The following is a 12,995-nucleotide window of genomic DNA, read 5'->3' on the forward strand; positions in this document are numbered from 1 at the left end:
TTTCCCGCGGGCCTTCGGGGCCACTCGGAACAGACTCCCCCGCCCGTGTTTCGCGCTTCGGGCACCCATGTAACTCGGAAGTTACAACATTGCCACCGACGTTAAGAGCACGTCTCGGGCGTGTTAACGGGATGTTTCATCCGCTTGTTTTCGGGGTTTTCGGGGCGCCCGCCCCCCGATCCCTGTGAGTATCTGTACCCGAGACAAAACAGACGACGGCGGGTGGTTGCCCGCCGTCGTCTGCCTGCCCTGGCCGTTAGCTGCCCTGGCTGTTTGCCTGCCCTGGCTGTTTGCCTGCCCTGGCTGTTTGCCTGCCCTGGCTGTTTGCCTGCCCTGGCTGTTTGCCTGCCCTGGCTGTTTGCCTGCCCTGGCTGTTTGCCTGCCCTGGGCCTGTGGTGCGTGGGTCAGATTGCCGCTGACCCGCGCTCGCCGGTCCGAACCCTGATCGCCTCGTGCACGTCGACCGTCCAGACCTTGCCGTCGCCGGCCCGGCCCGTGTTCGCCGTCGTGATGATGACGTCCAGAATGTCGTCGGTCTGCTCGTCCGTCGCGAGGATCTCGACCCGGATCTTGGGAAGAAGATCCACGCTGTACTCGGCGCCGCGGTACACCTCGGTGTAGCCGCGCTGCTGGCCGTAGCCGCTCGCCGTGCTGACGGTCAGGCCCTGGACCCCGTAGGACTCGAGACCCTCCCTGATGGCATCGAGCTTCTCGGGCCGGACGATCGCGGTGATGAGCTTCATGAAGTGACCTTCCCTGACTTTGCGGATTCGCTGAGCAGATCATCGGCGTTGAAGCTTGCGATTTCCTCCGTGGCTGCCTTCCCGCCGAGCGGGTGGAAGGCGTTGCCGGAGTTCGAGGAGTACGCCGTCTCGGCGTGGATCGCGATGTCGACGCCGGCCTCCTCCGCCTCGGTCGTGACCCGGAACCCGATGGTCACCTTGATGAGCAGGGCGATGAGGAGCGAGACGACGAACGAGTAGCCGAGGACCACGAAGGCACCGAGGGCCTGCTTGCCGAGCTGATCGAATCCGCCGCCGTAGAAGAGGCCAGTACCGGCGGACGGCGCACCCGGGCCGGCCGCGAGGCCGATGAAGAGCGTACCGACGACGCCGCCGACCATGTGGACGCCCACGACGTCGAGCGAGTCGTCATAGCCGAACTTGTACTTGAGCCCGACCGCGAGGGCGCAGATCGCGCCGGCGAGGACGCCGAGGATGATGGCCCACAGCGGGGAGATCGCGGCACAGGCCGGGGTGATCGCAACGAGGCCGGCGACCGCACCGGACGCCGCACCGAGGGACGTCGCGTGGCCGTCGCGGATCTTCTCCACGAGGAGCCAGCCGAGGACCGCGGCACACGGGGCCACGAGGGTGTTGATCCACGCGAACGCGGCGACACCGTTGGCGGCGAGGGCGGAACCCGCGTTGAAGCCGAACCAGCCGAACCACAGGAGGCCGGCGCCGAGCATCACGAACGGGAGGTTGTGCGGACGGTGGTTCGGGTCCTTGCCGAAGCCCTTGCGGCGGCCGAGGACGAGCGCGAGGGCGAGGCCCGCCGCACCGGCGTTGATGTGAACCGCGGTACCACCGGCGAAGTCGATCACGCCGAGGCCGTTGAGCCAGCCGCCGATGAAGTTGCCGTTTGCGTCCTTGTTGGAGTCGAAGACCCAGTGCGCGACCGGGAAGTAGACGAGAACCGCGAAGAGGCCGGCGAAGACCATCCACGAACCGAACTTCGAGCGGTCCGCGATCGAGCCGGAGATGAGGGCAACGGTGATGATCGCGAACACTGCCTGGAAGCCGACGAAGGCGAGCTCGGGGATCGTGCCGGAGATCGGCATGTCCTTGCCTGTCGAGAGGACGCCGTGGAGTCCGAACTTGTCGAAGTTGCCGACGAGGCCGCCGAACCAGTCATCGCCGAACGACATCGAGTAGCCGAAGAGAACCCACAGCACGCCGACGAGGGCGATCGCGCCGAAGCTCATCATCATCATGTTCAGAACGGACTTGGCGCGCGTCATACCGCCGTAGAAGAACGCGAGCCCGGGCGTCATGAGCAGCACGAGTGCTGCCGAAGCGAGCACCCAAGCGGTGTCGCCAGCACTGAATGTGGGCATGGGGGTTGCCTTTCAAGGGGGTGGGACGGATCTTTCTGGTCGGTTCCCGCCGCTGCCCCGGCGGACCTCCTGACCACTGAGAAAAGATTGCCGCCCAGGTGTTTCAACCGCTCGCGACCCAAATTGCTCGCGTGTTACAACTTCGTCCCGCGAGTTAAGGGCTCGTCACCGGCACGTTAACGCCATGTTTCGTAGGGTTGTGGCATGCCCCGTTCCCCCTTCGGCGCCCTCGCGCGTGTCACGGGCCCCCGCGTCGCGATGCCTCGCGACGTGTGGGTCCTGGTCGTCGCGGCGTTCGCCATCGCCATCGGCTTCGGCCTCGTGGCCCCCGTGCTTCCCCAGTTCGCCACGAGTTTCGGAGTAGGGGCGACGGCGGCGTCCGTGATCGTGAGCGCGTTCGCCCTGACCCGGCTCGTGCTCGCCCCGACCGCCGGGGCGCTCGTGGACCGCTGGGGCGAGCGGCCCGTCTACGTGACGGGAGTGCTCACCGTCGCGGTCTTCACCGGGGCGTGCGCGTTCGCCGCCGACTACTGGCAGCTCCTCCTGTTCCGCGGGCTCGCGGGCATCGGCTCGACGATGTTCACGATCTCGGCGTCGGGGCTTATCGTGCGGCTCGCGCCGCCTGAGGCGCGGGGGCGCGTGAGTGGCCTCTACGCGTCGTCGTTCCTCCTGGGCAACATCGCGGGCCCGCTCGTGGGCGGCCTGCTCGCGGGCCTGGGCCTCCGGGTCCCGTTCCTGGTCTACGCGGGCACGCTCGTCGTCGCGGCGTCCGTGGTCGGCTTCCTGCTGGGGCGGAAGCGCGCGGCGGCTCCTCGGCTCACCCTTCCCTCCCTCGCGCTCTCGGAGGCCCTGGCGCACGCGCCGTACCGGGCCGCGCTCGTCTCGAACTTCGCCAACGGCTGGGCGACGTTAGGGATCCGCATGGCCCTCGTACCCCTCTTCGCCGCGGCGGCCCTCCACGCCTCCCCGAGCGCGGCGGGGCTCGCGCTGACCCTCTTCGCGCTCGGCACCGCCGGGGCCCTCACGTTCTCGGGCCGCCTCGTCGACTCGTGGGGCCGGCGGCCGCTGGCGCTCGCGGGGCTCGGAGTCGCGGCCGTCGCGACCGCCGCGATGGGCCTGAGCCCGTCCCAGTGGGTCCTCTTCGCGGTCTCGGCGGTGGCCGGCTTCGGCTCGGGACTCGTGAGCCCCGCGCTCCAGGCCACCGTCGCGGACACGATCGGCCGCGAGCGCAGCGGTGGGAAGCCGCTCGCCGTCTTCCAAATGGTCTCCGACGTCGGGAGCATCGTGGGCCCTCTCCTCGCAGGCCTGCTCGCCGACGGCGTGGGGTACGGCTGGGCGTTCGGCGTCTCGGGAGCCTGCCTGCTCGCCGCGATGCCCGCGTGGGCCGTCCGCCGTCGTCCGCTCCCCTGATCGGCGAGCCGGGGCGAGGAGCCGAGTGCGGCGCCACCCGCCCGCCGAAACCGGCCGGCTCAGCCGTGCCGGAACACGACGACCGCCGCGAGCCACACAGTCTGGGCGCCGGTCGAGAACGTCGCGCTGGGAGTGGCTCCGGCACCGACGAGCTGATCCTCGACCACGAACTCCATATCCGAGGTCGCCGAGACGTTGACGCGCGACGCGAAGCCGGCGCCGGCGCCGAGCGCGTCCCCGAAGCCGGAATCGGCGTAGAAGCCGACCGCGAGTTCATTCGAGGCACCTGCCGCGGCCGTCGCGCCCGAGGCCACGGTCGCGGCCTTCGTGCCGGTCGAGCCCGTCGCGTGGGCCTGGACATCGACCGATCCCGTCCCCGTGGCAGCGGAGAGTCCCGAGTATTCAAGCACGGCGGCTCCGATGTCCGCTGGCGCCGTCGTCGTCGCCGTAACGCTCACCGGGGTCCCCGCTCCTCCGGTGATCGGCGCCGTCCAGACGCTCAGCTCCGTGCGGTCCGAGGCCGTGAAATGAGTGAGCTCGGTGTACGTGTTGCCCGCCGAGTCCGTGACGCCGCTCGTGGTCGGCGCCCCCGTTCCCCACGCGCCGACTTCGACGACGAGCCGATCGCCGGCCCGGACCGGTTGTCCGAGCGAGACTGTCGCCGACGGCGCGCCGGCCACGTGCGTCGAGGACTGCTGGATGAAGGCGGGCACCACAGCGTTCGACGGCGTGACACTCGCCGAGGGCGCGGAGGCCGGGGACGTCCCGACCGAGTTCGTAGCAGTCACCGTGAATGTGTATGGCGTGCCGTTCGTGAGACCGGAGACGGTCGCGGTGGTCGGGGCCGGGTTCCCGGTCACTGTCGTCGGGGCGAGGGCTGCCCCTCCCGCCCACGGCGTCACCGAGTAGGAAGTGATCGGGGCTCCGCCGTTGGCCGGCGCGGTCCACCCCACGACCGCGGATCCGTTGCCGGGTGTCGCCGTCACCCCGGTCGGCGCCGCCGGTGCGGTGGGCGTCGGCGCGAGGTGGAGCGTGGCCGCCATGGACGGGACGCCGCTTGAGTTGACGATGAACAGCATGTAGTCGCCGGGCGGGGCGTAGGCCCCGGACGCGGGTGCCTGGATGCTGAGCGCGCCGGAACCCGCGGTGAACGTGAGCGGCACAAAGTGCTGGTCCATATCCGCCTGGTGGGTGTCCGCGGCGAAGGAGACGAGGTTGACGGCGGAGATCGACGCCGCGTCGGGCGTGCTGACGGTGAACGTCGTCCCGTAGTACGCAGCGGCCGGTGCTTGGCTGACCGTGGGCCGCGCGCCACCGGAGAGGTACGACGGCGAATACAGCTGGGCGCTGTACTGTCCGGGGTTGCTGAGCGACTCCTCATGGCCCCCACCCGCCACGAGCACGGTGCCGTCGGGCTGGAGGACTGCCGTCGAGTGGTAGTTGCGGGCCGCGGCAAGCGAGCCGATGACGCTCCAGGTCCCCGTGGAGGGATCCCAGATCTCGGCCGGCAGGACGCCCGCCGTGACCTGGGTCTGGTCCGAGGTGGGTTCGCCGCCCACCGCGAGGACCCGGCCGTCCGCGAGAGTCACGAGCGTGTGGTAGACGCGGGCATAGTTCATGGGCGCGATGGGCTTCCAGGCAGGGGCCGCGGCCGTGAGGTCGATCGTCGCGGCCCCGGCGACGGCCGTGGTCGTCGCCGTCACGCTCGGCGCGCCGCCGCTGTAGAGGATCTTCCCAGGCCGGTACATGGCCGACGAGCCGTTCGTGAGCCCGCTCGCCCCGACCGGCGTCCACGTCTGGGCCGACGCGTCGAGCCAGTAGGAGACGTCCTCGGACGGGCCGATCGTGAACACGCTGCCGTTCGGCGCGAGGTAGGAGAAGGGGTACTCCTCCTCGTGGACCTGGGACGTGCTGATCTTCGAGAGCGCCGTCCAAGTGTTCGTGGCTGGGTCGTAGAGCTCCGGGGTGTCGGCCCAGATCGAGGCGCTCGACGAGTTGCCGCTGATCGCAACATACCGGCCGTCCGCGAGTTCCACGAGGTCCGGATACCACCGCGGGTAGTTCATGCTCGCGAGCCGGCTCCAGGCCTGGCTCGCCGGGTCGAAGACGTTGACGTCGGTGAGGCCGAGGTTTCCCGTGGTCGACACGCCGTAGCCGCCGGCCACGAGCACGCGGCCGTCGGGGAGCTTGGCGTTGCCGGAGCAGAAGATGCTCGACGGCGCGTTGGTGCTCGTGAACGTCTTGGCCGCGGGGTCGTAGACCGAGGTCGGCTCGGGGGTCGCCCAGCCGTCCCACACAAGCAGCTTGCCGGAGTTGAGGACCACGGAGTGGACCGCCACGACGGGCCAGGTAGCGAGCGGGCCCCACTGGCCGTTGGCCGTGGTGCTGGGCGTGACCGCGACCGACGGCGACGACGCCGGCCCCGTGCCGACGGCGTTCGTCGCAGTCACCGTGAAGGTATACGACGTCCCGTTGAGGAGACCGCCGATCTGCGCCGACGGCGCCGGGGGCGTTCCGCTCACGGTCGTTGGCTTCTGCGCCACGCCTCCCGCGTACGGCGTGACGGTGTAGGACGTGATCGGCGAACCGCCGTCCGAGGGGGCGGTCCAGGACACCGACGCGCTCGCGTTTCCGGGGCTCGCCGAGACGCCTGTCGGCGCGCCGGGCGCCGTCGCGTTGGCGGAACCCGCGGGGCGGAACACGAGGGTCGCGGCGAGCCACGTGGTGCTTGCTCCGGTCGAGAAGGCCGCGTTCGGCGTGGCCCCCGACCCCACGGCCGCGTCCTCGACGGCAAACTCCACGTCCGGGGTGTTCGAGACGTTCGTCCGGACGGTGAATCCGGTTCCGCCTCCGATCGTGACGCCGAAGCCCGAGTCGGCGTAGAAGCCCAGCGCGAGTTCCCCGGCGCCGGTGGTGGCCGGCGTCGCGCCCGACGAGACGGTCCCGGCCGCGGACGTCGTGCCGGTTGCCTGGGCGTTGACGTCGAGCGAGCCGGTCCCGGCCGCGGTCGAGAGCCCCGAGTACTCGAGCACGGCGACGCCCACGTCTGCCGTCGCAGAGGGTTTGACGGTCACGGTCGGCTTCGTGCCCCCGCCGGCGGTGACCGGCGCGGTCCACACGCTCAGCTCCGTGTGCTCCGACGCCACGAAGTGGACGAGCTCGGTGTAGACGTTCCCGGCAGTGTCAGTGACGCTCGAAGCGGTGGGAGACGAAAAGCCCCAGATCCCCACCTCGACAATGAGCCGGTTCCCGGCGCCAATGGTCGAGCCCGGCGTGACGGCAAGGGATGCGACGGACCCATGATGGGCGGAAGCCGCTTGGACGAAGGTCGGCGGGCCGGACGCCGCGTGTGCCGGAACGGCCACGAGGCCGAAGAAGGCCGTGAAGACTGCTGTGAGGGCGGCAAGGATGGGTGAACGGCGAGCGGGGCGCATCGCTCCTCCTAGTCATGAGGACAGCAATGGAATACCCCGCCCACTTAAGGTGCCCCCGCGGCGACCGCGTGTCAAGACCGAAAGGCGCGGCCCCTACGCGAGGATCGCGTCGACGAAGCCCTCGACGTCGAACGGCGCGAGGTCGTCGGGGCCCTCGCCGAGGCCAACGAGCTTGACCGGCACCCCGAGCTGCTTCTGGATCGCGACGACGATTCCACCCTTCGCCGTGCCGTCGAGCTTCGTCAGGACGATGCCCGTGATGTCGACGACCTCGGAGAATACCTTCGCCTGGTTGAGCCCGTTCTGGCCCGTCGTCGCGTCGAGGACGAGGAGCACCTCGTCGACCTCCGCCTGCTTCTCGATGACGCGCTTGACCTTGCCCAGCTCGTCCATGAGGCCCACCTTGTTCTGGAGGCGCCCCGCGGTGTCGACCATGACGACGTCGACCTCTTGCTCGATGCCCGCCTTCACCGCCTCGAAGGCGACGGACGCCGGGTCCGCGCCGTCGACGTCGGACTTGACGGTCGGCACGCCGACGCGCGCGCCCCACGTGGCGAGCTGCTGCGCTGCCGCGGCGCGGAACGTGTCCGCCGCGCCCAGAATCACGTCCTTGTCCTCGGCGACGAAGACGCGCGCGAGCTTGCCCACTGTCGTCGTCTTGCCCACACCGTTGACCCCCACAACGAGGACGACGGCGGGCTTCCCCGCCTTGCGATCGACGCGGAGGTCGCGGTCGAGCGTCGGGTCTACGAGCTTGACGAGCTCCTCGCGGAGCATCGCGCGCACCTCGTCCGGGGTGCGGCTGCCCATGACCTTGACGCGGCCCTTGAGCGTTTCAACGAGCTCGAGGCTCGGCTCCGTGCCGATGTCGGCGAGGAGGAGCGTCTCCTCGACCTCGTCCCACACGTCGTCGTCGATGCGGTCGCTCGCGAGGAGCGCGAGGAGCCCCTTTCCGAAGACGCTGTTGCTCTTGGCGAGACGCTCGCGGAGGCGCTGCAGCCGGCCGGCAACGGGGGCCGGGACCTCGGTCGGAACCGCCTCGACGGCCGGCTCCTCGAGGAGCTCCTCCGGGGCCTCGGCCGTCGCGGCCGGAGGTTCCGTCACGACAACCGGCGCGCCAGACTCACTGTCGGACCCGGCCTGGGTGGGCGCAATCGTGGGGTCGTCGGCGTCTCGGGTTCCCGTGTAGCGGACGTTCGAACGGCGGCCGCGGACGAACCCGATGATGGTCCCGGCGACCACGAGGACCACGATCACGGCGATGATGATGGGCAGCAGGACGGAGAGGTCTGTCACGGACCTAGCTTCTCACAGGCTCAGGCGCCCGCTCCGGCCCGGACGGCGGCTCGACGCGCTCGAGCTTCTGGCTCACAACCGTCGACACGCCGTCGCCGCGCATCGACACGCCGTAGAGGGCGTCCGCGACCTCCATCGTGCGCTTCTGGTGCGTGATGACGATGAGCTGACTCGATTCGCGGAGCTCCTCGAAGATCGTGATGAGCCGCCCGAGATTCGTGTCGTCGAGCGCAGCCTCGACCTCGTCCATGACGTAGAACGGCGAGGGCCGCGCCTTGAAGATCGCCACGAGCAGGGCCACGGCCGTGAGCGATCGCTCGCCGCCCGAGAGGAGCGAGAGGCGCTTGATCTTCTTGCCGGCGGGCCGCGCCTCGACCTCGATGCCCGTGGTGAGCATGTCCGCGGGATCCGTCAGCACGAGCCGCCCCTCCCCGCCGGGGAAGAGCCGGCCGAAGACTCGCTCGAACTGCGCCGACGTGTCCGCGAAGGCCTCGGTGAAGACCCGCTGGACGCGCTCGTCGACGTCCTTGATGATCGCGAGCAGATCGCGGCGGCTCGACCGGAGGTCCTCAAGCTGCTCGTTGAGGAAGCGGTGGCGCTCCTCGAGGGCCGCGAACTCCTCGAGGGCCAGCGGATTGACCTTCCCGAGCGCCGAGAGGTCCCGCTCGGCCTTCTTGAGCCGCTTCTCCTGCTCGGCCCGCACGAACGGCGCCCCGCCCACGGGCTGCCCGTCACCGTCGACCTCGACGCGGAGCGCGGCCCACTTGTCCGCGGCGTCGTCGGGCACGGGGACGGGGAGGTGGGGGCCGAACTCGTCGACGAGCTGCCGGGCCGAGAGGCCGAGTTCCTCGACGGCACGGTCCTCGAGGGCCTCGAGCCGGAGCACGAGCTCGGCCCGCGCGAGCTCGTCGCGGTGCGCCGCGTCGCTGAGCTCGGCGAGCTCCTTCGCGAGCGCCTCGGTCGACGTGCGCAATGCGGCGAGCCGCTCGTCGAGCGCCGCCCGCCGCTCCTCGGCCGCGTCCCGCTCCTCGGCGGCCTCGTCGACGGCCCGGTCCATCGCCGCTACCCCGAGCGCGGCCGCGCGCGCGACGGCGCCGGCCTGGGCCGCCTTGCGGGCCCGCTCCGCGGCGCGGCGCGCGGCCTCCGCCGCCGCCTTGCGCTCGCCCGCGGCGGCACGCTCGAGCGATTCGGCCCGAGCCGCGAGGGCCCGGTGCTGCTCCTCCGCCGTGCGCAGCGCGAGGCGCGCCTCGAGCTCGGCGGCGCGCGCCGCCGTCGCCCGTTGCGCGAGGCGGTCGCGCTCGTCGGCGGACGGCTCGGCGTCGGGTTCCTCCGCGGCGTCGGCCTCCTCGGCGGCCTCGAGGCGCTCGGCAACGGTCGCGAGCGCCTCCTGCTCGGTCTCGAGGTGTTCCTGCGCGGCCGCGAGCGACGCGCGGAGCCGTTCGTCCTCGGCCGTCGCGCCCCTCAGCTGCGCGCCGAGCGATGCGAGCCGCTCGGCGACGGCCGCGAACCTCGCGTCCGAGTCGTGCAGGGCGGCGAGGGCAGCGTCGGCGCGCTGGGTCGCCTCGCGCACGCGATCGCGGGCGCCCGCAAGCTCGAAGCCCGCGCGCTCGTGCGCGGCCTGGGCCTTCACGAGCTCGGCCTCCGCGTCCTCGACCTGAGCCTGGAGCTCGATCGTGGACGGCGCGCCGGCCGAGCCGCCGCGCACCGAGGCCGAGGTGAGAACGTCACCGCTCTGCATCGCGACGGTGAGCTCGGGATGCTCAGCAAGGATCTCGCGGGCCTGCGCGGCGTCCGCTGCGGCGACCGCCCCCGCAAGGAGGCGGACGACGGCGGCCCGCACCCGCGCGTCGGGCGTCACCACGGTGTCGAGCCAGCGGGCGCCGGCGGGGAGCTCCGGCCGCTGGGGTGCATGGTTCGGGGGCTCGGGCGCGCCCGCGACGAGGAGCGCGGCCTGGCCGCCGTCGTCCTCGCGGAGCCGCGCGAGCGCACGGTGGGCCGCCTCGGTACCGTCCATCGCGAGGCCTTCGGCGACGGCCCCGAGCACCGCCGCGACGGCGGGCTCGAAGCCGGGCTCGACCTTCACGAGCGAGGGCACAGGGCCGAGGACGCCGTCACCCGAGGCGAGCACGGCACCGCTCCGTCGCGCCCGCGGAGCCCCGTCCGCAGCGCGTCGAGGCGGGCCTCGAGGGAGCGCCGCGCCGTCTCGGCGTCCCGGCGCCGCTCCTCGATCGCGACCAGCTCGGCCTCGGCGGTCTCCTGGGCCTCGGCGGCCTCCTCGTAGTCGGCGTCGAGGCCCTCCTCGCCCTCCTCGACCCCGGCGACCTGCGTCTCGAGCGCCGTGAATTCGAGCTCGGCGGCCCCGCGCCGCTCGGACGCGGACCCGAGCGCGGCCCGGAGCCGTCCGATCTCGCCCTCGGCGGCCTCGACGCGGCTGCGCGCGGCGCCGACGCTCCCGGCGAGCCGGGCGAGGCCCTCGCGCCGGTCCGCGGAGGCGCGGAGGCGGGCAGTGTGGCGGCGGTCCTCTGCCGCGGCCTCCTCCTCGGCCTCGGCCCGCGCCTCCGATGCGGCCTCGAGCGCCTCGGCGCGGACCTCGAGCGCCTCGTCGAGCACGGCGAGCTCCTCACGGGCGTCCCCAGCCTGCCATTCGAGGTCCTCGGGGTCGCGCCCCGAGTGCGTCGGCTCGGACGTGCCGAGAAGGCGCCGGCGCTCCTCGGCGACGTTCGCGAGCGAGCGGAGCCGCTCACGGCCCGACGAGAGCCGGTACCAAAGGTCCCGCGCGGCGTTGAGCCGCGGGGTCGCGATCGCGGCCGCGTGCTCGGCCTCCGCCTGCTCGCGCCGCGCAGCCGCAAGATCACGCTCCGCCTCGGCGCGGCGGGCCGTGAGGGCGGACTGATCCGCACGGTCCTGCTCGAGCGAATCGCGCAGCCGCACGACGTCGTCGGCCAGGAGACGCGCGCGGGCGTCCCGCACGTCCGCCTGGATCGTCTGGGCCCTCCGTGCCACCTGCGCCTGCCGGCCGAGCGGGCCGAGCTGCCGGCGGATCTCCCCCGTGAGGTCCGCGAGGCGCTGGAGGTTGCCCTGCATCGCGTCGAGCTTCCGAACGGTTCGCTCCTTGCGGCGCCGGTGCTTGAGGATCCCGGCGGCCTCCTCGATGAAGCCCCGCCGGTCCTCGGGGGTCGCGTGCAGGATCCGGTCGAGCTGGCCCTGGCCCACGATCACGTGCATCTCGCGGCCCAGGCCTGAATCGCTCAAAAGCTCCTGGATGTCGAGGAGCCGGCAGGAGTCGCCGTTGATCGCGTACTCCGAGCCGCCCGTGCGGAACAGGGTCCGCGAGATCGTGACCTCGCTGTAGTCGATCGGCAGCGCGCCGTCGGCGTTGTCAATCGTGAGGGAGACCTGCGCGCGGCCAAGCGGAGCTCGCCCGGCCGTCCCGGCGAAGATGACGTCCTCCATCTTCCCGCCGCGGAGCGTCTTGGCGCCTTGCTCCCCCATGACCCACGCGAGCGCGTCGACCACGTTCGACTTCCCCGAACCGTTCGGGCCGACGACGGCCGTCACGCCTGGCTCGAACTCGAAGGTGGTCGCCGAGGCGAATGACTTGAAGCCTCGGATCGTCAGTGTCTTGAGGTGCAACGGACCGGGGTTCTCCTGTCACTCTGGGCGGGGGTGTGGGTGGCGGGGCGGGCGCAAGAGATAGCTGGTGGTTGTGCGACATTCTGCCACCACGCCCGCGCGAATCCGGGCTACCAGCGGGCGTTGCGTGGAGTCCGCTGGCAGTGCGGGCACCGGTAGGAGGACCGGTTCATGAACGAGTCGCGGACCATGATGCTCGTCCGGCCGTCCTCGGCGCATCGCGTGCACGCCTGCCCGGCCCGGCCGTAGGCGGAGAGGGAGCGGTCGAAGTAGCCGGACGCGCCGTTGACGTTGACATAGAGCGAATCGAAGCTCGTGCCGCCGGCGTCGAGCGCGCGCGTCATGACGTCTCGCACCGCGTCAACGAGGCGCAGAGTGTCGGCACGGCGCAGCGTGTCCGTGGGGCGGGCGTAGTGCAGGCGCGCGGCCCAGAGCGCCTCGTCAGCGTAGATGTTGCCGATCCCCGAGACGAGCGTCTGGTCGAGCAGGGCGCGCTTGAGGCCCGTGCGGCGGGCGTGCAGCCGCGCGTGGAAGGCCTCGGCGGAGAAGAAGGGATCGAGCGGATCGCGGGCGATGTGCTTGGCGTCCGCCGCGATGAGCGCGAGGGGCAGCGCCCCATGGCCGCCCGGCCCGCCGTCGTACGTCGGGACAAGGGGCACGACGGCGAGGCCGCCGAAGATGCGCTGGTCCACGAAGCGCAGCTCGTCCGGGAGGCCCGGCGCGGGGGAAAGGGTCAGGCGCACCTTGAGATGCTTCTCGTCCGGCTGGCCGGGCTCCTCGACGAGAAGCTGTCCGCTCATGCCGAGGTGCGCGAGGAGCGCGGTGTGCGGCGGATCCGTGTGCGAAGGCCCGGCGGCGGGTGAGGGGCCGGCGGAGCCGCCGCGTGCGTCCGCGCCGTCCGAAAGCGGAAGCCAGAGGAACTTTCCGCGGCGCACGGCGTCGAGCACCGTGGCGCCCTCGAGCTGCCCCCGGAAGTCCTCGACGCCGAGCAGATGCCTGCGGAGGGAGCGGGGGTCGAGGACCTCAACGGATTCGATGCGCCGCCCGGCGACCCACGTCGCGAGGCCGCGCCGCACGACCTCGACCTCGGGAAGTTCGGGCAA

At 71.7% G+C, this 12,995-nt stretch carries 6 protein-coding genes and 1 pseudogene; 1 reads left to right on the plus strand and 6 read right to left on the minus strand.

Translation table 11 applies throughout. The annotated features are described in order from the left end of the window. Nucleotides 1-404: 404 nt before the first annotated feature. Entirely contained in the window at nt 405-743 is a 339-nt protein-coding gene (locus tag ACOKR1_RS12990) for a P-II family nitrogen regulator (RefSeq protein WP_136611358.1), read from the minus strand. Beyond that, complete coding sequence (locus tag ACOKR1_RS12995) at nt 740-2,119, minus strand: ammonium transporter (protein WP_422933449.1); 1,380 nt, start codon at nt 2,117-2,119, stop codon at nt 740-742. Before ACOKR1_RS12995 ends, ACOKR1_RS12990 begins: the two co-directional genes overlap by 4 nt. Nucleotides 2,120-2,323: 204 nt before the next feature. On the opposite strand from ACOKR1_RS12995, the gene ACOKR1_RS13000 reads away from it, so the two are divergent. Continuing rightward, nucleotides 2,324-3,529 carry an MFS transporter gene (locus tag ACOKR1_RS13000; RefSeq protein ID WP_422933450.1) on the plus strand — a complete coding sequence of 402 codons (1,206 nt, stop codon included), beginning with the start codon at nt 2,324-2,326 and terminating at the stop codon, nt 3,527-3,529. A gap of 59 nt (nt 3,530-3,588) precedes the next feature. Here the strand turns inward: ACOKR1_RS13000 and ACOKR1_RS13005 are convergent, their stop codons facing one another. From ACOKR1_RS13005 to mutM, 4 genes and pseudogenes are all read right to left on the minus strand, one after another. Beyond that, entirely contained in the window at nt 3,589-6,963 is a 3,375-nt protein-coding gene (locus tag ACOKR1_RS13005; RefSeq protein WP_422933451.1) for a fibronectin type III domain-containing protein, read from the minus strand. 93 nt (nt 6,964-7,056) lie between these two features. Then, nucleotides 7,057-8,259, minus strand: coding sequence for a signal recognition particle-docking protein FtsY (gene ftsY / locus ACOKR1_RS13010; protein WP_422933452.1), 1,203 nt, complete (start codon nt 8,257-8,259; stop codon nt 7,057-7,059). 4 nt (nt 8,260-8,263) lie between these two features. Then, nucleotides 8,264-11,892 (minus strand): annotated as a pseudogene (smc, locus tag ACOKR1_RS13015) (chromosome segregation protein SMC). A gap of 110 nt (nt 11,893-12,002) precedes the next feature. Next, on the minus strand, nt 12,003-12,995 hold the full coding sequence (gene mutM / locus ACOKR1_RS13020; RefSeq protein WP_422933453.1) for a bifunctional DNA-formamidopyrimidine glycosylase/DNA-(apurinic or apyrimidinic site) lyase: 993 nt from the start codon (nt 12,993-12,995) through the stop codon (nt 12,003-12,005).

The sequence above is a fragment of the Sinomonas sp. P47F7 genome (assembly GCF_049332655.1).
In the GTDB taxonomy this organism is placed as follows: domain Bacteria; phylum Actinomycetota; class Actinomycetes; order Actinomycetales; family Micrococcaceae; genus Sinomonas.

Excerpts from the sequence above, each read along its gene's own strand:
- ACOKR1_RS13000 (WP_422933450.1), top strand. The coding sequence starts at position 2,324 with ATGCCCCGTTCCCCCTTCGGCGCCCTCGCGCGTGTCACGGGCCCCCGC.
- ACOKR1_RS13005 (WP_422933451.1), bottom strand. The coding sequence starts at position 6,963 with ATGCGCCCCGCTCGCCGTTCACCCATCCTTGCCGCCCTCACAGCAGTC.
- ACOKR1_RS12995 (WP_422933449.1), bottom strand. The coding sequence starts at position 2,119 with ATGCCCACATTCAGTGCTGGCGACACCGCTTGGGTGCTCGCTTCGGCA.
- ACOKR1_RS12990 (WP_136611358.1), bottom strand. The coding sequence starts at position 743 with ATGAAGCTCATCACCGCGATCGTCCGGCCCGAGAAGCTCGATGCCATC.